At 61.2% G+C, this 18,396-nt stretch carries 19 protein-coding genes; 18 read left to right on the top strand and 1 reads right to left on the bottom strand.

What is annotated here, in order from left to right; genetic code table 11:
* Positions 1-28: 28 nt before the first annotated feature.
* From AC1RS8_RS01385 to AC1RS8_RS01315, 15 genes are all read left to right on the top strand, one after another.
* The gene (locus tag AC1RS8_RS01385) at positions 29-1,447 is read left to right on the top strand and encodes an FAD-dependent oxidoreductase (protein ID WP_007997363.1); all 1,419 of its coding nucleotides are present in this window, start codon (positions 29-31) and stop codon (positions 1,445-1,447) included.
* A 253-nt stretch (positions 1,448-1,700) separates the two neighbouring features.
* A complete protein-coding gene (hemE, locus tag AC1RS8_RS01380) occupies positions 1,701-2,768 on the top strand; it encodes a uroporphyrinogen decarboxylase (protein ID WP_057712346.1) in 1,068 nt (355 codons plus the stop codon).
* A 290-nt stretch (positions 2,769-3,058) separates the two neighbouring features.
* Positions 3,059-4,525, top strand: coding sequence for an N-acetylglucosamine-binding protein GbpA (gene gbpA, locus AC1RS8_RS01375; RefSeq protein ID WP_057712345.1), 1,467 nt, complete (start codon positions 3,059-3,061; stop codon positions 4,523-4,525).
* A gap of 77 nt (positions 4,526-4,602) precedes the next feature.
* Positions 4,603-5,151 carry a cytochrome b gene (locus AC1RS8_RS01370; protein WP_057712344.1) on the top strand — a complete coding sequence of 183 codons (549 nt, stop codon included), beginning with the start codon at positions 4,603-4,605 and terminating at the stop codon, positions 5,149-5,151.
* Between the two features lie 4 nt (positions 5,152-5,155).
* Complete coding sequence (locus tag AC1RS8_RS01365; RefSeq protein WP_407515045.1) at positions 5,156-5,698, top strand: hypothetical protein; 543 nt, start codon at positions 5,156-5,158, stop codon at positions 5,696-5,698.
* An 8-nt stretch (positions 5,699-5,706) separates the two neighbouring features.
* Positions 5,707-7,626: a type II secretion system secretin GspD gene (gene gspD, locus AC1RS8_RS01360; protein ID WP_489339608.1), complete on the top strand. Its 1,920-nt coding sequence runs from the start codon at positions 5,707-5,709 to the stop codon at positions 7,624-7,626.
* 4 nt (positions 7,627-7,630) lie between these two features.
* Complete coding sequence (gene gspE / locus AC1RS8_RS01355) at positions 7,631-9,103, top strand: type II secretion system ATPase GspE (protein ID WP_489339609.1); 1,473 nt, start codon at positions 7,631-7,633, stop codon at positions 9,101-9,103.
* Positions 9,104-9,106: 3 nt separating this feature from the next.
* Positions 9,107-10,312, top strand: coding sequence for a type II secretion system inner membrane protein GspF (gene gspF, locus AC1RS8_RS01350; RefSeq protein ID WP_057712340.1), 1,206 nt, complete (start codon positions 9,107-9,109; stop codon positions 10,310-10,312).
* 3 nt (positions 10,313-10,315) lie between these two features.
* Complete coding sequence (gene gspG / locus AC1RS8_RS01345) at positions 10,316-10,771, top strand: type II secretion system major pseudopilin GspG (protein ID WP_057712339.1); 456 nt, start codon at positions 10,316-10,318, stop codon at positions 10,769-10,771.
* A gap of 3 nt (positions 10,772-10,774) precedes the next feature.
* Positions 10,775-11,242 carry a type II secretion system minor pseudopilin GspH gene (gene gspH / locus AC1RS8_RS01340; RefSeq protein ID WP_154910322.1) on the top strand — a complete coding sequence of 156 codons (468 nt, stop codon included), beginning with the start codon at positions 10,775-10,777 and terminating at the stop codon, positions 11,240-11,242.
* The gene (gene gspI, locus AC1RS8_RS01335; protein WP_489339610.1) at positions 11,235-11,618 is read left to right on the top strand and encodes a type II secretion system minor pseudopilin GspI; all 384 of its coding nucleotides are present in this window, start codon (positions 11,235-11,237) and stop codon (positions 11,616-11,618) included. The genes gspH and gspI overlap by 8 nt, the downstream gene beginning before the upstream one ends.
* Positions 11,611-12,153 carry a type II secretion system protein GspJ gene (locus AC1RS8_RS01330; protein WP_489339611.1) on the top strand — a complete coding sequence of 181 codons (543 nt, stop codon included), beginning with the start codon at positions 11,611-11,613 and terminating at the stop codon, positions 12,151-12,153. Before gspI ends, AC1RS8_RS01330 begins: the two co-directional genes overlap by 8 nt.
* Positions 12,150-13,001 carry a type II secretion system protein GspK gene (locus AC1RS8_RS01325; RefSeq protein WP_489339612.1) on the top strand — a complete coding sequence of 284 codons (852 nt, stop codon included), beginning with the start codon at positions 12,150-12,152 and terminating at the stop codon, positions 12,999-13,001. The genes AC1RS8_RS01330 and AC1RS8_RS01325 overlap by 4 nt, the downstream gene beginning before the upstream one ends.
* Complete coding sequence (gene gspL, locus AC1RS8_RS01320) at positions 12,998-14,104, top strand: type II secretion system protein GspL (RefSeq protein ID WP_489339613.1); 1,107 nt, start codon at positions 12,998-13,000, stop codon at positions 14,102-14,104. The genes AC1RS8_RS01325 and gspL overlap by 4 nt, the downstream gene beginning before the upstream one ends.
* Positions 14,101-14,532, top strand: a complete 432-nt coding sequence (locus tag AC1RS8_RS01315; protein ID WP_489339614.1) for a type II secretion system protein M — start codon at positions 14,101-14,103, stop codon at positions 14,530-14,532. The genes gspL and AC1RS8_RS01315 overlap by 4 nt, the downstream gene beginning before the upstream one ends.
* Here the strand turns inward: AC1RS8_RS01315 and AC1RS8_RS01310 are convergent.
* Positions 14,525-15,805 (bottom strand): MFS transporter, encoded by a 1,281-nt coding sequence (locus tag AC1RS8_RS01310; protein WP_150811946.1) that lies wholly within the window; start codon positions 15,803-15,805, stop codon positions 14,525-14,527. The genes AC1RS8_RS01315 and AC1RS8_RS01310 overlap by 8 nt on opposite strands.
* A 118-nt stretch (positions 15,806-15,923) precedes the next feature.
* Between AC1RS8_RS01310 and AC1RS8_RS01305 the strand changes: the two genes are divergently transcribed.
* The 3 genes from AC1RS8_RS01305 (at position 15,924) to AC1RS8_RS01295 (ending at position 18,280) form a co-directional block, all read left to right on the top strand.
* Complete coding sequence (locus tag AC1RS8_RS01305) at positions 15,924-16,826, top strand: LysR family transcriptional regulator (RefSeq protein ID WP_057712331.1); 903 nt, start codon at positions 15,924-15,926, stop codon at positions 16,824-16,826.
* 98 nt (positions 16,827-16,924) lie between these two features.
* Complete coding sequence (locus AC1RS8_RS01300; RefSeq protein ID WP_057712330.1) at positions 16,925-17,308, top strand: type II toxin-antitoxin system PemK/MazF family toxin; 384 nt, start codon at positions 16,925-16,927, stop codon at positions 17,306-17,308.
* A gap of 708 nt (positions 17,309-18,016) precedes the next feature.
* The gene (locus AC1RS8_RS01295; protein WP_489339615.1) at positions 18,017-18,280 is read left to right on the top strand and encodes a DUF6124 family protein; all 264 of its coding nucleotides are present in this window, start codon (positions 18,017-18,019) and stop codon (positions 18,278-18,280) included.
* The last annotated feature ends 116 nt before the right edge of the window (positions 18,281-18,396 follow it).

The following is an 18,396-nucleotide window of genomic DNA, read 5'->3' as shown; positions in this document are numbered from 1 at the left end:
CGCCTGAAGAGTTTGATGAGGTTTTAAAATGGCTGAACGTCTGAATAATGACTTCCAGTTCATCGAGGTCGGGCGCAAGGATCCGAAGAAGAAACTGTTGCGTCAACGCAAGAAAGAGTTCGTGGAAATCTACGAACCCTTCAAACCCCAGCAGTCGGCCGACCAGGCCCACCGCTGCCTGGGTTGCGGTAACCCGTATTGCGAATGGAAGTGCCCGGTGCACAACTTCATTCCCAACTGGCTGAAACTGGTGGCCGAGGGCAACATCCTCCAGGCCGCCGAACTGTCGCACCAGACCAACACCCTGCCGGAAGTCTGCGGCCGGGTGTGCCCGCAGGACCGTCTGTGCGAGGGTGCCTGCACCCTCAACGACGGCTTCGGCGCGGTGACCATCGGTTCGGTGGAGAAGTACATCACCGACACCGCGTTCGCCATGGGCTGGCGCCCGGACATGTCCAAGGTCAAGCCGACCGGCAAGCGTGTCGCGATCATCGGTGCGGGCCCGGCGGGCCTGGGTTGTGCCGACGTGCTGGTGCGCGGTGGCGTGACCCCGGTGGTGTTCGACAAGAACCCGGAAATCGGCGGTCTGCTGACCTTCGGTATCCCCGAGTTCAAGCTGGAAAAGACCGTGCTGAGCAATCGTCGCGAAGTTTTCAGCGGCATGGGCATCGAGTTCCGCCTCAACACCGAGGTGGGCAAGGACGTGACCATGGAGCAACTGCTCGAAGAATACGATGCCGTATTCATGGGCATGGGCACCTACACCTACATGAAGGGCGGTTTTGCCGGTGAAGACCTGCCGGGCGTGTACGACGCACTGGACTTCCTGATCGCCAACGTCAACCGCAACCTTGGCTTTGAAAAGTCGCCGGAAGATTTCGTCGACATGAAAGGCAAGAAGGTCGTGGTACTCGGCGGCGGCGACACGGCGATGGACTGCAACCGTACGTCGATCCGCCAGGGCGCCAAGTCGGTGACCTGCGCCTATCGTCGTGACGAAGCGAACATGCCGGGCTCGCGCAAAGAGGTGAAGAACGCCAAGGAAGAAGGCGTGAAGTTCCTCTACAACCGCCAGCCGATCGCCATTGTCGGTGAAGACAAGGTCGAAGGCGTGAAGGTGGTCGAGACCCGTCTCGGCGAGCCGGACGCCCGTGGCCGTCGCAGCCCCGAGCCGATCCCGGGCTCCGAAGAGATCATCCCGGCCGACGCCGTGGTTATCGCCTTCGGTTTTCGTCCGAGTCCGGCGCCGTGGTTCGAACAGTTCGAAATCCAGACCGACAGCCAGGGCCGCGTGGTGGCGCCTGAGCAAGGTCAGTACAAGCACCAGACCAGCAACCCGAAAATCTTCGCCGGTGGCGACATGGTTCGCGGTTCTGACCTGGTAGTGACGGCGATCTTCGAAGGCCGCAATGCGGCTGAAGGGATCCTGGATTACCTGGGCGTCTAAAACCCGATTTCAATTTGAAATGGGATCAAATGTGGGAGCGAGCTTGCTCGCGATAGCGGTGGATCAGTTGACAGAAATGTTGAATGTGACACCGCCATCGCGAGCATGCTCGCTCCCACAGTTGTTTCGTGGTGTAACGAATACCGCGTTTACATTGCGACAAATTGACCCGATAGACAAAAGGCTGACCTCCAACCGTGCCTTTTGCGCCCGGCTCTGAGAAAATGCCCTCACTTTTTTTCCGGATGCCGACATGACTGCCCTGAAGAACGACCGTTTCCTGCGCGCCCTGCTCAAGCAACCCGTAGACGTCACCCCCGTGTGGATGATGCGTCAGGCCGGTCGCTACCTGCCTGAATACCGCGCCAGCCGTGCCAAGGCCGGTGATTTCATGAGCCTGTGCATGAACCCGGCGTTCGCTTGCGAAGTCACGATGCAGCCGCTCGACCGCTATCCACAACTGGACGCGGCGATCCTCTTCTCCGATATCCTGACCATCCCCGATGCCATGGGCCAGGGCCTGTACTTCGAAACCGGCGAAGGTCCGCGCTTCAAGAAAGTCGTCAGCACCCTGGCCGACATCGAAGCCTTGCCGATTCCTGACCCGCACAAAGACCTGGGTTATGTGATGGATGCGGTCAGCACCATCCGCCGCGAACTGAACGGCCGTGTACCGCTGATCGGCTTCTCCGGCAGCCCATGGACACTGGCCACCTACATGGTCGAAGGCGGTTCGTCGAAAGACTACCGCAAGACTAAAACCATGCTCTACGACAATCCGCAAGCCCTGCACCTGCTGCTGGACAAGCTCGCGCAGACGGTCACCAGCTACCTCAACGGCCAGATCATGGCCGGTGCGCAAGCGGTGCAGATCTTCGACAGCTGGGGCGGCGCCCTCTCGGCGGCGGCGTACCAGGAGTTCTCCCTGGCCTACATGAAGAAAATCGTCAGCGGCCTGATCCGCGAGCACGAAGGCCGCAAGGTGCCGGTGATCCTGTTCACCAAGAGCGGCGGTCTGTGGCTGGAAAGCATCGCCGACGCTGGTGCTGATGCACTGGGCCTGGACTGGACCTGCGACATCGGCAGCGCCCGCGCCCGTGTCGGCGACAAGGTCGCCCTGCAAGGCAACATGGACCCGACCGTGCTCTACGCCAAGCCGGAAGCGATTCGCGCGGAAGTCGGGCGCATCCTGGCCAGCTACGGCAAAGGCAGCGGCCACGTGTTCAACCTCGGCCATGGCATCACGCCGGAAGTCGATCCGGAACATGCTGGCGCGTTCCTGCGCGCGGTACATGAGCTGTCGGCGCAGTATCACGAATAGCGATTGCCCGTTTCGACAAAGCCTGTCCCGCCTCGTGCCGGACAGGTTTTTTTGTGCCGTTCAAAAGCTCAATCGATAAAGCATCACTTGTTGTAAGAATGTTTTCTTTCTTTGTCGGACCGAGGAATGGAGAGACTGTTCCTGCCTCGTGCGGCGATTACTCCTACATAGAATTTTCTTCCATCCCCGTAAGGTTCCAGGCCCTTGTCCGGCGTATCGCCGAACAATCACGAAGCGAACAGGGGCGCCCACAAGGCGCCCTGTTTTCGATAAGCAGTCTGGAATACATCATGAAAATCAAGTTTGAAAAGAGAAGTGCCTTAACCGCCTGCACTTCATCGATGATCCTGTTATCGGCAATGCTGGCCTCTCAAACCGTTTCCGCCCATGGCTATCTGGAAGTGCCGCCTTCGCGCGCGCTGGCTTGCCAGAAAGGCTTGAACACCAACTGCGGTGGCGCCCAGTACGAGCCGCAGAGTGTCGGTGAAACCTTCAAGGGCTTTCCGGCAGGCGTCGGCGGTGCTCCCTTGCAAGGCCCGGTCGATGGCAAGATCGCCAGCGGTGGTCACTCGCTGTTCTCTGCCATGGACGCACAGTCCGCCACTCGCTGGCACCTGACAGAAATCAAGGATCGCAACATTGATTTCCAATGGCATTACAAGGCAGTTCATCCGGCCACCAAACACGAGTACTTCATCAGCCGCAACGGCTGGAATCCGAACGAATCGCTCAAGCGCGCCACCTTCGAAAGTACCCCGTTCTGCACCGTCGATGGCGGCAATAAAATGCCGTCTAACAGCGACAAGCACAACTGCACTATCCCGGCAGATAAATCCGGCCAGCATGTCATCCTGGCGATCTGGACCGTCGGTGATACCGATGCAGCGTTTTATAACGCCGCCGACGTGAACATTCTCGCTGAACCGGCGCTACCGGGTGGCTGGTCTTCCGTAGGCAGTATTTCCGCCGCGACCGAGCTGCTGGTCGGCGACAAGGTCAAGGCCCGCGCATTCTCCGCCAATGGCGAGAACCCGGATTACAGCGTCGAAATCAGCATCGACAACGCTGAGGAAGGCTCGCCGCAAGACTGGTCCTTCAAGCTGGCGGAAAAAATCAACGCGACCCACAAGCTCATCCGCGCCGGTATTCGTGATGAAAACGGCAACATCGAGCCGATCCGGGGCAACAACACGCTGTACGCACAAAAAGAAAGCGGTGTAACCCGCTACGAAGTGCAACTGGACATGAAGGAAGACACCGCAGCGCGCATGTCGGTGGCCTCGCAGCAAGCCGAATACGTTCTGGATAAAGGCCGGGCCAAGGTCGAGTTCAGCATGATCTCGAACCGTCCGATGAACGTCGAAGCGACCTTGCTCGACCAGAACAACAAACCGGTAGGCACCACGTCGGCACAAGTGGCCAGTGGCTCCACCTGGCTGTCCATGGATGTACGCAGCAACCCGGGTGCGCACACCCTGACCCTGGTCGGCACCACCCTGGATGGCCGCACCACCCGTCAGGACACTCAGACCACCCAACTGACTGGCGAAGGCGCCGGCGTCGAATACGATTTCGTGTTCCCTGAAGGCCTCGGCGACTACACCGCCGGTACCAAGGTTCTGCAGCCGAAGACCAACGAAGTCTTTGAGTGCAAGCCATTCCCCGAGTCGGGTTACTGCAAGCAGTACAGCCCCACAGCCAACGGTTTTGAACCAGGTGTCGGTGCTCACTGGCACATGGCGTGGAACAAGTTGTAAGTCCCCCTTGTAGCACTTCAGGCGATCGGTAGCCGATCGCCTGAAGCTTTATTCTTCTGACGTTGATCGAGTTGAAAATGACTGTTTCGGGTTATTCCAGACAGCGCGTGCTGCTGCATTGGTTGTCTGCCGCGGTGATCCTGTGGACCTTGCTGTCTGGTTTTCTTGTGGCCGGTTTCGAGGTGTCAGCGCACATCAAGGAGTCGGTTGCGTTCTTCAATGTTTCGCTGACGACAGTGTTCATACCGTTTTACCTGTGGCGCCTGTTTCTGTTTTTCACTCATACCCGTTTTTCGGGCATGAAGTCGTTGTCGCTTGTCGAAGTGCTCGCATTGTTTGCCCACGCATTGATTTACCTCTTCGTCGGTGCCGTTCTGGTGACCGGCGTGTTGATGATGGATCGCCCGATCGATGTATTCGGGGTGATCGAGATCGGTCAGCCGTTAAGCGATCCACAACTGATCGCTCTGTTCGTCACGGTTCACACGTGGGTATGTGTGGTGCTGTCGCTGCTGCTGGTCGCGCACATCGGCGCCGTCATCGTGCATGAGGCCTGCAACCACCGGGTGCTGCAACGGATGTCTTTGCGCCTGTGTGGCAAGCCTGGGTCCGGGCGACTTGAGTGAGGCCATGGTGATGTTTTCGCGCGAACGCTTGACCGGACTTGCCTTGCTTTTGAGCAAGGCGAGCCTGCTGGTTGTACCGCTGGCCTATGGGGCGTTCCTGGGCTGGCAGGAGTGGCGCTATCGCGAACAGTTGGTGCTGCCAGCACCGGTCGAAACCTCGCGAACCGCTCCCGCACTCCGTCAAGCACTCGACGCAACGGCGGTTGCAACGGTGCTCGGTCTGACGACGGGTGCCGAATTGCTGCCGAGCGCGGAACCGCTGACCTTGAAGGCAAGCTTCGTCGTCACTCACGGCTTGTCCCGGGTGTTGCTGGCAGACTCGCAAGGCGCGCGCATCTACCAGGTCGGCGAGCGCCTGCCCGGTGGCAGCATCTTGCGTCGCGTTGAGCCCGATCACGCGGTGTTGTGGAGCAAGGGCCGAGAGGAATTGTTGACGCTCCAGCCTCCCGTCACGGGTTTCCTGCAACGGCTCGCCCCCCACGGCAAGCCGCAAGTGCCGAACGTTTCTCCGCGTTTTTTTAGCCCGCTTGCCGGGCCGACAGAGTGATCAACTTCATGAATAGCTTTCTCGGTGCACAAGCACTGCGGCCGGTGCTTTTTTTCGTCGCCATGGCGCTAACGCTTTCCCAAGGCACACTTCAGGCCGAGGAAGAAAAATGGCAACTGGCGATGAACAACGCAGAGCTGCGCGACATCGTCGAAGAGATCTCCAACATTCTGGGGACCACCGTGGTACTGGATCCCAAAGTCTCCGGTCGAATCACCGTCATGTCCCGGCAGGCCCTCGATCGTGAAGGGGTGCGCCGGTTGTTCTATTCGGTGCTCGATGCCCATAACTTCACAGTGATCGATGAGGGCGACCGGATTCTCATCACCCCGGTTGCCGAGGCCAGGACACGGGCCGGCCAGGGCACGGTAAAAACCACCACGGCGTCGCAGTTCGTAACCGAAGTCATCGGCTTGAACACCGGTAGCGCCACCGATATTGCCGGGTTGGTGCGGCCATTGGTCTCTGCCAATGGCTATGTCGGCCCCTCGGTGTCGGCCAACGCGTTGGTGCTGACCGATACCGCTGCCAATGTGAAGCGCATCGCCCGGGTGATCCGCGAACTGGACTCCGGACAGAACAACCTGCAAGCGGTGGTTCAGCTCAAGCATGCCCAGGCGGGCGATGTCGCGCCGGTGATCGAGGCCACCATGGGCAAGCGCAATGCCGAGTCAGCCATACAGGTGCTGGCCGACACCAGGACCAATCGCCTGATTTTCATTGGTCCGCCGGTCGTCCGCCAGCGCTTGATCGAGCTGGCCCGAGGTCTCGATACGCCGGCCACCACGACCCTCGACAATGCCCGGGTGATTCGCCTGCGTCACAGCGATGCCAAGCAGTTGGCCGAGATTCTGGAGTCGATGGGGCAGGGCAGAAAGCAGACTTCCGTCGTCGGCAGCGCCAAGGACACGTCTGGCGGTGCAAGCTTCATGATCAAGGCCGACGAAAGCCAGAACGCGCTGGTGCTGATCGCCGAACCCGCGCAGGTGCGGACCATCGAAAACATCGTGCGTCAGCTGGACCAGCCACGGGCCCAGGTGTTGATCCATGCCGCCATCGTCGAAATCTCCGGCGACATCGCCGAGGCCGTCGGCGTGCAGTGGAACCTCAACACGGGTGACGCCAAGGGCTTCATCAACTTTCCCGGCACCGACATTCCGATCATCGGCGGGTTGAAGTTCGACGAGAAAAGATCGGCGCCGGAAGGGGCGATCCTGCAACTGGGCGGCGACCGCTTCGGTGCGCTGGTTTCGGCCCTGGCCAGCAACACCCACAGCAACCTGCTGTCCACGCCAAGCCTGTTGACCCTGGACAATCAGGAAGCCGAAATCATCGTCGGCCAGAACGTGCCGTTCAAGACCGGCTCCTATGCCACCAACAGCAACGGCGCGGAGAATCCGTTCACCACCGTCGAGCGCAAGGACGTCGGCATCAGCCTGAAGATCAAGCCTTACATCAACGAAGGCTCGACGTTACGCCTGGAGGTCGAGCAGGAGGTGTCGGACATCGCGCCTTCGGTGTCGGGCATTGATTCCTCGGACCTGATCACCAACAAGAGAGCGCTCAAGAGCACCATCCTCGCCGACGATGGCGAAATCATCGTGATCGGCGGCCTGATCAGGGACAGCGTGCGTACCCAGAAAAGCGGCGTGCCGCTGTTGCGGGACATTCCCTACCTCGGCGCGATCTTCCGCTGGAGCCGCGACACCCAGACCAAAAGCAACCTGATGGTGTTCTTGCGCCCGACCATCGTGCGCAGCAAGGAAGACCTGTCCCAGGTCAGCCAGCAGCGTTACAACGCGCTGCGTGACTTGAGCAAATCAGGGGCGGGGGAAAACAACTCGTTGTTGCTGCCATCCGAGGCGCGCGGGTTGTTCGAACCGGCCACCGACGCGCCAGTGTTCGATTTGCGCGGCAAGGCGCAGTGAATCCATGAGCGAACTCTGCGAGCAATTGCCCTTCGGCTTCGCCCGGCGTTTTGGTGTGTTGCTGGAGCATGACGGCGACGACCTGCGCCTTGCCCTGCGTAGTGATGCGCCGCTCACCGCATTGGCGGAAGCGCGCCGGGTGTGCGGACGGGCGTTGCCGTTTCAAATCGTCGGGGCCGATGAGTACGCCTCGCGCCTGGCGGCGGCCTATCGCGAGGGGCGCAGTGCGGTGGAGCAAGTTGCCCAAGGGCTGGACGAAGAACTGGACTTGCTCAGCCTGGTCGATCAGGTCCCGCAAACCGCCGACCTGCTGGAGCAACAGGGCGACGCGCCGATCATTCGCCTGATCAACGCGTTGCTCGGTGAAGCGGTGCGTGAGCATGCCTCGGATGTGCACCTGGAAACCTTCGAACAGTACCTGTCGGTGCGTATGCGGGTGGATGGCCAACTGCGTGAAATGCTCAGGCCCAAGCGCGAACTGGCGACACTGCTGGTATCGCGGATCAAGGTCATGGCGCGCCTGGACATCGCGGAAAAACGCGTACCCCAGGATGGGCGAATGGCGTTGCGCCTGGCCGGGCATGAAGTCGATGTGCGGGTCTCGACGCTGCCTTCGGCCCACGGTGAACGGGTGGTGCTGCGTTTGCTCGACAAGCAGGCCGGGCGCCTGGACCTGCACCGGCTGGGCATGCCGGACGATATCCTCGCGGCCCTGCGCCATCTGTTGGGCAAGCCCCACGGTATTGTGCTGGTGACCGGGCCGACCGGTTCCGGCAAGACCACCAGCCTGTACGCCGCCCTGAGCAGCCTGAACGACCAGACCCGCAACATCCTGACGGTCGAAGACCCGATCGAATACCACCTGCCGGGTGTCGGCCAGATGCCGGTCAATCCGAAGGTCGACATGACCTTCGCCCGGGGCCTGCGGGCGATCTTGCGCCAGGACCCGGACGTGGTGATGGTTGGCGAAATCCGTGACCGCGAAACCGCCGAAATCGCTGTCCAGGCGTCCTTGACCGGGCATCTGGTGCTCTCGACCTTGCACACCAACAGCGCGGCCGGCGCGGTCACGCGACTGGTAGACATGGGCGTCGATGCCTATCTGCTGGCGTCCTCGCTGGTGGGCGTTCTGGCCCAGCGTCTGTTGCGCACCTTGTGCCCCCATTGCAAGGTTTCGTACCTCGCCGATGCGGCGGCCTGCCAGCGTCTTGGGCTCGACACGAGCAGGCCGCACACCCTGTTCCAGGCCTCGGGCTGTGAACAGTGCCAGCACGGCTATCGCGGCCGCATTGGCATTTACGAGCTGATCAGCGTCACACCCGCCGTCTCGGCGCTGATCCATCAGGGCGCCAGTGAGCAAATCCTCGTCGACGAAACGCGCAAGGTCTCGCGCAGCCTGTTCCAGGACGGGCGCCAACGGGTGCTGGAAGGATTGACCAGTCTCGATGAGTTGCTGCGTGTGACCCAGGAGAACTGACCGGTGCCAACCTTCGACTACCGCGCCCGCGATGCCCAGGGACGATCCTGCAAGGGACGGCTGGAGGCCGATGGGCCCCGCCATGGGCGACAGTTGTTACGTGAACGTGGTTTGTGGCCGCGTGTCTTGACCGAGGTCAGGGGCGGCGGTGCGGGTCAGCAGTCGCGAGGTGGACGCCTGAGTGCTGCTGATCTGGCGTTGTTGACGTTGCAACTGTCAACGCTGGTTCAGGCCGGACTGCCCCTGGAGGAAGCGCTCGATGCGGTGGCGAAGCAGAGTTCGAAGCGCAAGGTTGCGAGCTTGCTCTGGGCGGTCAGGAGCCGGGTGATGGAAGGCCACGCACTGGCCTCGGCATTGGGGCAGTTTCCCAGGGCCTTCCCCGAGTTGTTTCGCGCCACCGTGGCCGCCGGGGAACGCTCGGGGCATCTGGGCCATGTGCTGGAGCAACTGGCGGCCTACACCCAGGCCCGCCAGGCCTCGCGGCAAAAGATCCAGATGGCCCTGGTGTACCCGTTGATCCTGATGTTGGCCAGCCTGGCAATCGTCGGTTTTCTGCTCGGATATGTGGTGCCGGATGTGGTGAAGATCTTCGTCGACAGCGGCCAGCCGTTGCCCTGGCTGACCCGGGCGCTGATTGGCGTGAGCAACGGCCTGCGCAACCATTTCCTGTTGTTGATGAGCGTGCTGGCGACGCTGTTCGGCCTGTGGCGCTGGAGTTGGCAGCAGCCGCAGTGGCGTCTGCGCTGGCATCGTTGGGTGCTGAATGCGCCAGTCCTCGGTGAAGTGCTGCGTGCCATGGAAGCCGCACGGTTTGCCAGCACCCTGGCAATCCTCGGCAAAAGTGCCGTGCCGTTGGTGGACGCCCTGGAAATTGCTGCCGCGGTCATCGGCAACCTGAGCATCCGAGCGCGGATGGTCGATGTCGCCCGCTCGGTCCGCGAAGGCGCAACGCTGACCCGTGGCCTGGAGCTGAGCGGTGACATCCCGCCGATGATGCTGCACATGATCGCCAGCGGCGAACGTGCCGGCGAACTCGACCGCATGCTGGCCCGGGCCGCCGAACAACAGGAAAACAGCCTCGCCGCGCGCATTGCGCTGGTGGTGGGCCTCTTCGAGCCGGCCATGCTGGTGTTGATGGGCGGCGTCGTGCTGCTGATCGTCATGGCCATCCTGCTCCCGATTCTCAGCCTCAACCAATTGGTGAATTGATCCATGCAACCTGTCCGCAAAAACCTTTCCCGCGCGCAACGCGGTTTTACCCTGATCGAAATCATGGTGGTGGTAGTCATCATCGGCGTGCTGGGGGCTATCGTGGTGCCACAGTTCATGAGTCGCCCCGATCAAGCCAAGGTCACTGCCGCCAGAATCGATATCCAGGCCATCGCCACAGCCCTGGAAATGTATCGCCTCGACAACGCCCATTACCCATCGACCCAGCAAGGCCTGGAAGCGCTGGTCAAGCGTCCCTCCGGACTGCCCGTGGCGCGTGGCTGGAACCCTCAGGGCTACCTCAAGAGCATGCCGGTCGACCCGTGGAACACGCCTTATCAGTACCTCAACCCGGGTGTACGGTCGGTAGACGGCACTTACGACCTGTATTCCCTGGGCGCCGATGGCGTAGCGGGCGGCGAAGGGTTTGCCGCCGAAATCGGCAATTGGGGCCATTGATCCGTGGGTTACCGCTGTCGGGGGTTTACGTTATTGGAGCTGATGATCGTGATTGTCGTGGTTGGCGTCTTGCTGGGCATGGTGAGCTTTGTCGGTGGGGGCAGTCCCGCGCGCGAAGTCAGGCAGGAAGCCGAGGCGATGGTTCAGGTGATTCATCAGTTGCGTGAGCGTGCGGTGTTCGAAGGCCAGGAATATGGCCTGCGGCTGAGTGCCCGTGGCTACCGGCTGATGCATCTGGGAGTTCGTGGGTGGGAGCCGGTGAAGGAACTGACTGACTGGCCCCTGAGCGTGCGAGTACGTTTGCAGCAGGACGGCTATGCGGTAGGGCTGGACGCCGAAGAAGGCCCGCCGCAGTTGCTGTTGCTCAGCAACGATGAAACCAGTGCCTTCACGCTGACATTCGAGTCCGGCAACAGGACCTGGTTGAGCCTGTCCGGCGATGGCATCGGCGAGGTGGCGATCGATGGCTAGCCGGTCATCCTTGTCGTCCATGGGCGGCTTCACGCTGCTGGAAATCATGGTGGCCCTGGCGGTCTTCGCGACACTGGCGGCAGCCGTGTTGTCGGTCAGTCAATATGCGGTGAAGCAGCGCAACGCCGTCGAGACACGGCTGTTCGCGGCGTGGCTGGCGGATAACCGGTTGAACGAGCTACGCCTGCAATCCGGCCTGGCGGCCGGCCAGCAACAACAGGTCGTGTCCATGGATCAGCGCGACTGGGTGCTGCAACAGCACATCAGCGCCACCCGCGATCTGCGTTTACTCCAGGTCGACATTCAGGTCAGCCCGGCGAACAGTGCGCACGCGTTGCATCGTGCCAGCGGCTGGATACCCGCGAGCCATGAGTAGGCAGCGTGGGTTCACCTTGCTGGAGCTGGTCATCGCCATGGCCATCTTCGCTGTGCTGGGGCTGGCCAGTTGGGGCTTGTTCGATAGCGTGCTGCGAGTGCAACAGGGCACGGCGGCCCACGAGCGAGAGCTGAGGAACCTGCAACGAGCGATGGCGGTGATCGAGCGGGATCTGCTGCACGTCGCTGCGCAGCCGATGGTGCTCGCAACGCCGCTTTTTCAGTTCCAGCGCAGTCACTGGCGCAATCCTCTGGACCAACCGCGCAGTGAGCGCCAGATGCTGACCTATCGACTCGAAGGCAGCGTGCTGTGGCGCGAAAGCCAGGGCGAAGGTACGGAGTTCGTGCAACGGCAAAGACTGCTCGAAGGCGTTCGTGAGTTGCGCTGGCGTTTGTTCGACAGCCAGTCCGGCTGGGTCGCTCATTGGTCGGCCGGGCAGGATACGAAGGCGCTCATGGCGCTGGAGGTGCAAATCTCGGCCGGGCGCTTCAAATCGATTCGTCGGGTGTTGCCGATGCCGGGTGCATTGCCATGAACGGGCGCCAACGCGGCATTGCGTTGATCAGTGTATTGCTGGTCATGAGCCTGGCGCTGCTGATCACCGGCGGCTTGTTGCGCAGCCATCACCTTTCGCTGCAAAGCAGTGGGCAACAGTTGCTGCAGATACAGCTGCGGCAGCTCGCATCGGGCGGGGAAACCTGGGCGTTGTTGCTGTTGCGCGACGCGTTACAGGACTCTGAAAAAACCGTCGAGCGGTTTCAAGGCTGGACGGCCATGGCGCCGGGTTTCGACGTTGAAGATGCGCAGATCCGAATCGATATCGATGACCTCGCCGGGCGCTTCAATCTCAATGCGTTGTTACGCCAGGGGCAGGTGGATCAGGTCACCCTCAACCGTTGGGCGCGCCTGCTCGAACTGCTTGAACTGCCTCCTCTGCAACTGAGCCAGGTCGGGCCGCTGGGGGAACTGAGCCAGCTGCGCTTGCTGCCTGGCATTGACGCTCGCCTGCTGCAGCGGCTGGAGCCCTGGGTGACGCTGCTGCCCACCGACACTGCCTTGAACATCAACACCGCGCCGGCGCTGCTGTTGAGAACACTCGGCGAGGTGGACGCCGCGACCGCCGATGCGCTGGCGCGTCAGGCGGCAACCACGCCCTGGGCGAGCGTCCAGGCGTTTACCCAGGACCCGTTGCTCTCCGGGCAGGGCCTGAGCAATCACGGACTTGGTACCCAAAGCCGCTGGTATCGGATAAGGGTGCAGGTGACCCGGGACGGGCGCGAACTGCACCTGGCCACGGATGTCGGACACGACCCCAAGGCTCGACAACTGACGGTGCTGCAACGACGTTTTCTTCCCATGAGTAGCCACGAGAGACCGCGATGAACACTTGGCTTTACCTGACCGCCGAGGGGCAGGACGCGCAATCCGGCCTCTGGCCCTGCGTCCTGTGGTCGCCAACCTGTCGACGTCAGCCGATGCCACTGAATCAGGCGGCCTCGGCATTGCAGGGGCAGGCGGTTGATGTGCTGCTGCCCATGGAACTGTGCAGTTGGGTTCGCAGCGAGCCATGGCCTTCGCGACGCAGACCCGAAACCCAGGCCATGGCCTACGCCGTGGAAGATCAACTGAGTGAAGCGCTGGAAGTTGTGCATCTGAGCGTTGGCGCTCGTGATCGTGACGGCTGCTACCCGGTCATGGTCATTGGCCGCGAGCGGTTGGCCGCCGTGCTCGACTTGCTGCGCGAAGCGGGTATTGAGGTGCGCGGGGTGTTCGTCGATGCCGATCTGTTGTCCGGCGATCAGCCGTGCGGCGCCTGGTGGTTCGGTCGCTGGTTGTTGGGTGCAGGCCTGTCGGCGCGCCTGGCGATGTCGCAAGACGACCTGACGTTGCTCACTCCGTCATTGCCCAACGACATGCAATGGCTGGATGAGCGTGAGTCCCCCGCCGTCATCGACCAATGCCTGACTCAGCGCCCGACCCGGGCCATCAACCTGCTGCAAGGCGCATTCGCCCCACGAGGCAAGCGTCTGCCCTGGCGTGCCGGCGGGTGGGCGCTGTTGATGCTGGCGCTGTTGACCTGGGGGGCCAGCGAGACGCGGATCCGCTTCCTCGACAGCGAAGCCAGCCGCCTCGCAGTCCAGAATGAACTGCGATTCAAGACGCTCTACCCGGAGCAAAGCCGCATCGTCGACATGGCCGCGCAACTCAAGGCCCTGCAAAGCCAGCCTGTCGAATCGCAAAACACCCGCATTGCCGGGCTGGTCCGGTTGATTGAGCAGGTGATTGGCGCCAGCCCGGTCGAGGTCCAGCGCATCGAGTTTCGAGCAGGCGAAGGCTGGAAAATCCAGCTGACCGCCAGCGGCTTTACCGAGCTGGAGCAGTTGCGGGAGCGCGGACGACAACAAGGCATGCCCGTGAGGCTCGATAGCGCGAACAAAGCCGCTGACCGGGTGCACGCCACCCTCACCGTGGAGGACGAGGCATGAAGCAGGCATGGCGGCGCATTTCCGTGCGCGAACAGCGGCTGTTGCAGGTATCGGGGACTTTTTTGTTGGCGGTTGTGGCTTTCAGCCTGATCTGGCAACCGACCCGGCAGCGGCTGGAAACAGTCGAGCGACAGTATCAACAGCAGGCGGGGCTGGCCGCGCAACTGCAGCGGGCGTTACCGCGCAGCCATGTCCCCGTCGACAGCGAAAAACCGCTATCGCTGCGCATCAGCGAAAGCGCCACGGCGGCGGGGCTGGAAATCCGTCAGATGGAGAGTGAAAGCGATCTGCTGCGCGTGACCCTCAATGGCAACGCGCAACCCTTGATGCAGTGGCTCGATGGGATCGAGCGCGATGGCGTCGCGCTACAAACCCTGACGCTGGAGAAGCGTGACGACGTCCTCGAGGCGCGGGTGGTGCTCAAGTAGCCGAGGTGTTCTGCGGCAACAACGGCAGCTTCGCCAGCTTCAACGCGATCAGCAGCGCAATCACCAGCAGCGTGCCGATGAACAACCCGATCCCGTTCCAGCCGCCCAGGTGCCAGAACACGCCACCCACCGTACCGGCGATGCTTCCCCCGGCGTAGTAGCTGAACAGGTACAAGGACGATGCTTGCCCCTTGGCCCTGGTGGCGCGGCGGCCGATCCAGCTGCTGGCCACCGAGTGGGCGCCGAAGAAGCCGAAGGTAAAGATCAGCATGCCGATGATCACCAGCGGCAATGGCGTAAACATCGTCAGGGCAAGACCACCGATCATCAGCGCGATGGTGCTCCAGAGCACTTTGCGGCGGCCGAGTCTGTCGGCCAGCGAGCCGATTTTCGCTGAGCTGTAGATGCCCGACAGATACACCACCGACAGCAACCCGACGAAGGCCTGTTCCATGTGGTACGGCGCGGCCAGCAGGCGGTAGCCGATGTAGTTGAACAGCGTGACGAACGCGCCCATCAGCACAAAGGCTTCTAGAAACAGCAGCGGCAGGCCGGCGTCGCGAAAGTGCATGGTGAAACCGTCGAGCAGGCTGCGCGGGTGCAGTGAGCGGGCGCGGAAGTTGCGCGATTCGGGGAGGATTTTCCAGAACACCGCCGCGGCAATCAGCGCCAGGCCACCGATCACCAGCATCGCCGTGTGCCAGCTGACGAAGTCGATCAATACCCCGGTGATCAAGCGTCCGCTCATCCCGCCAATCGCGTTGCCACCGATGTACAAACCCATGGCGAGGCCGATGTGCTGTGGGTGGATCTCTTCGCTCAGGTAGGTCATGGCGACCGCCGCCAGACCGCTCAACGACAATCCGATCAGCGCACGCATCAGCAACACACCGTGCCAGCTCGGCATCATCGCACTGGCCATGGTGCACAGCGCAGCGGCGAACAGTGCTGCCACCATCACCGGTTTACGCCCGATACGGTCGGAAATCGGGCCAGTGATCAGCAGGCCGATGGCAAGCATGCCGGTGGCGATAGACAGGATCAGGCTGCTTTGCGCCGCGTTGATGGAATACTCGTCGGACAGCAGCGGCATCATCGGCTGCACGCAGTAGAGCAGGGCGAAAGTCGCGAAGCCGCCGCAGAACAACGCCAGCACCGTGCGCATGAACGCCGGGGTGCCTTTTTCGATGTAGATCTCCGCCAGCTCAGCGGCGATAGCGTCCGGCGCTGAAGGTGAAACTTCATGGGCGAGTGGGGCGACAGCAGTTTTCACGTGGGACCTCGGAGGGCGCAGCCGGTCAGGCAGTGAAAAAAGCATATAGCTGGCTAATGATTCAATCCAATATATTGTTCGACCTGTTTGATAGCTTTTACGACCTAATGGGGTTTCCATGGAATTGCGTCATCTGCGCTACTTCATCGCCGTCGCCGAAGAACTGCATTTCGGCCGCGCCGCACAAGTGCTGGGTATCTCCCAGCCACCGCTGAGCCAGCAAATTCAGGCGCTGGAACAGGAAGTCGGCGCCCGGTTGTTCGAACGTACCAATCGTCGGGTCGAGCTGAGCGAGGCCGGTCGGCTGTTCCTGGAGGAGGCGCGGCTGGTGCTGGCGCAGGTCGACAAAGCGGCGGATGTCGCGCGACGGGCGCAACTGGGCGAGTTGGGTGAGCTGAAAATCGGCTTCACCTCGTCGGCCCCCTTCAACTCGACCATTCCCCAGGCGATTTTCTCTTTCCGCCAGCGCTTCCCGGCGGTGCACCTGAACCTGCGGGAAATGAGCAGCACCCAGGTGGCCGATGCGCTGGTGGACGAGTCGATTGAAGTCGGGATCATGCGCCCGCTCGGGCTGCCGGACTGCCTCAGCGTGGTCGAACTGATGCGCGAACCGCTGGTCGCGGTGCTCAGTTCCAAGCATCCGCTGGTCGAGGGCAGCGAAGAAGGCTTGTTCCTGTCAGCCCTGGCGCTTGAGCCCTTTGTGTTTTTTCCGCGCAGCTACGGCAGTGGCCTGTATGCACAACTGCTCAGCCTGGCCCGGGACTCCGGCTTCAGCCCGCACTTCGCCCAGGAGGCCGGCGAGGCGATGACCATTATCGGGCTGGTGGCAGCGGGGTTGGGTGTGTCGGTGCTGCCGGCGTCTTATCAGCGGATGCGCATTGATGGTGTGGTCTATCGGCCCTTGCTCGATCCGGCGGCGGTGTCGGCGGTGTGGCTGGTGCAGCGCAAGGATCAGAAGTCGCCGATGGCGCGGGCGTTTGTGGAGTTGTTGACGAGGAAGGTTGAAGGCGTGGTGGCGTGAGAAACTGATCATTACGCAGGACATTTAAAGTAATGGATCGAGCTTAGTGGTTTTCCGGAAACTTGCGCAGAATCGATCTTTTTAGCCGAGTGCCATGGATGCCACTTCTATATCAACCAAAGGAAGGCAGCGTGCTGATTTGTGATTTCAGGGGCTATGAGATTCCTGAAATGGTCAAGATCAGACCGGTCATTGTGATTCGCAAACACAGGACCAACAGCTTGTTGGTTACGGTCGTGCCGCTGAGTACCACCGCTCCGGACTGTATTCTTGAACACCATTTGGAGCTACCCAGTTATTTACAAGGAGCGTCCCCGACCTGTTGGGCAAAATGCGATATGGTCGCGACAGTGAGTCTCTCCAGGCTTGACCGAATCAAGAGTCGAGATCGAAGGGGAAATCGTGTTTACGTCATTTCACAGCTTGAAACAGATGAGTTCCACGCAATCAAAGTCGCGGTGCGCAGGGCGCTGGGACTGTGATGGCAACGAAATTGACACAGACAGGCGAGTTGCCACCTGTTGTCTACGATGCCCATTCGGGCAATACTGCCAATGTTCCCGAAAGGGGCTTGTGAGACTCTGAGGATCCTGGGCAACCAGCCATCGCAGAGCCAGGCAGGTACAGGGCGATGACAAGCCGACCTGTTTGTGAAGGGGCGCCGAAAGGCGTCCTTTGTCGTTTCTGGTGTTTCTGAAAACGTTGAATCCGAGGAAGGTGAGTCACTGTAGGAGCGAGCCTGCTCGCGATGGACTAAAGAGCGCCGCGTGCATCCAGGAAACACGTGTCATCGTTTACGACCATCGCGAGCGAGCTCGCTCCTACAGAAGATCAGAAGCTTTACCACTGTTTGTGGGACATTTCTGAACTATCCCAGAGAGGCTACAGCGCCTTGCGGCTCTGCCTAAAACTACTCCAGAATCCGCCGGCTTGTGCGCTTTGAGGGCTATCGCTAACTTGATTCGCGTCACTGATGGTCAGTGATCGGGTTTAGTAGCCCGTAGTAAACCGAAGCGCATATGCGTTCCTGATAGGCAGGTATGTCCATACCTGCCTTTGATGGTGGCTGTGCGCAGGGCGCCTTCGGGCGCGCCGGTTTTCGGTTTGCCCGGTCTACTAACCTGCGTACAGCTGCCACCCTTTTGATCCGTCGTGATTCGGTGTGGCCGCCACTTTCAGGACGCTGAATCATGACCAAGACGCCAAAGTCACCGGACACCGATCCGGACGCGCCACGCCAACCGAGTACCCTCTTCCTCATCGCCCCCGATATCGACAACCACACCCTGCTGGAATACGCCTGCGTGTCGCTGGCATCAGCCAATGTCATGGCAAGTGATTTCGCGAGGAGTCTGAACGGAGCGCAGAGCAATACATTGTTGGGGATTCAGCAGTCGATCATGTTGGGGGAGCTGGCGGTGAATCGGGTGCTGGATAACCTTGATCCACCGTGATCGTCCGGGGAGGCGAGAACCCTTGTGGGAGCGAGCCTGCTCGCGATGGACGTCAACGATAACGCGGGCAGCCTGAATTAACGCGGTGCCCGGACGTTTTTCGCGAGCAGGCTCGC

The organism is Pseudomonas sp. GW821-FHT12A04 (genome assembly GCF_058807755.1).
This window is presented reverse-complemented; position numbering and strand designations above follow the sequence as displayed.

What these genes read in the sequence shown, in the direction of transcription:
- AC1RS8_RS01385 (WP_007997363.1), top strand. Translation starts at nt 29, where the DNA reads ATGGCTGAACGTCTGAATAATGACTTCCAGTTCATCGAGGTCGGGCGC.
- hemE (WP_057712346.1), top strand. Translation starts at nt 1,701, where the DNA reads ATGACTGCCCTGAAGAACGACCGTTTCCTGCGCGCCCTGCTCAAGCAA.
- gbpA (WP_057712345.1), top strand. Translation starts at nt 3,059, where the DNA reads ATGAAAATCAAGTTTGAAAAGAGAAGTGCCTTAACCGCCTGCACTTCA.
- AC1RS8_RS01370 (WP_057712344.1), top strand. Translation starts at nt 4,603, where the DNA reads ATGACTGTTTCGGGTTATTCCAGACAGCGCGTGCTGCTGCATTGGTTG.
- AC1RS8_RS01365 (WP_407515045.1), top strand. Translation starts at nt 5,156, where the DNA reads ATGGTGATGTTTTCGCGCGAACGCTTGACCGGACTTGCCTTGCTTTTG.
- gspD (WP_489339608.1), top strand. Translation starts at nt 5,707, where the DNA reads ATGAATAGCTTTCTCGGTGCACAAGCACTGCGGCCGGTGCTTTTTTTC.
- gspE (WP_489339609.1), top strand. Translation starts at nt 7,631, where the DNA reads ATGAGCGAACTCTGCGAGCAATTGCCCTTCGGCTTCGCCCGGCGTTTT.
- gspG (WP_057712339.1), top strand. Translation starts at nt 10,316, where the DNA reads ATGCAACCTGTCCGCAAAAACCTTTCCCGCGCGCAACGCGGTTTTACC.
- gspI (WP_489339610.1), top strand. Translation starts at nt 11,235, where the DNA reads ATGGCTAGCCGGTCATCCTTGTCGTCCATGGGCGGCTTCACGCTGCTG.
- AC1RS8_RS01330 (WP_489339611.1), top strand. Translation starts at nt 11,611, where the DNA reads ATGAGTAGGCAGCGTGGGTTCACCTTGCTGGAGCTGGTCATCGCCATG.
- AC1RS8_RS01325 (WP_489339612.1), top strand. Translation starts at nt 12,150, where the DNA reads ATGAACGGGCGCCAACGCGGCATTGCGTTGATCAGTGTATTGCTGGTC.
- gspL (WP_489339613.1), top strand. Translation starts at nt 12,998, where the DNA reads ATGAACACTTGGCTTTACCTGACCGCCGAGGGGCAGGACGCGCAATCC.
- AC1RS8_RS01315 (WP_489339614.1), top strand. Translation starts at nt 14,101, where the DNA reads ATGAAGCAGGCATGGCGGCGCATTTCCGTGCGCGAACAGCGGCTGTTG.
- AC1RS8_RS01305 (WP_057712331.1), top strand. Translation starts at nt 15,924, where the DNA reads ATGGAATTGCGTCATCTGCGCTACTTCATCGCCGTCGCCGAAGAACTG.
- AC1RS8_RS01300 (WP_057712330.1), top strand. Translation starts at nt 16,925, where the DNA reads ATGCCACTTCTATATCAACCAAAGGAAGGCAGCGTGCTGATTTGTGAT.
- AC1RS8_RS01295 (WP_489339615.1), top strand. Translation starts at nt 18,017, where the DNA reads ATGACCAAGACGCCAAAGTCACCGGACACCGATCCGGACGCGCCACGC.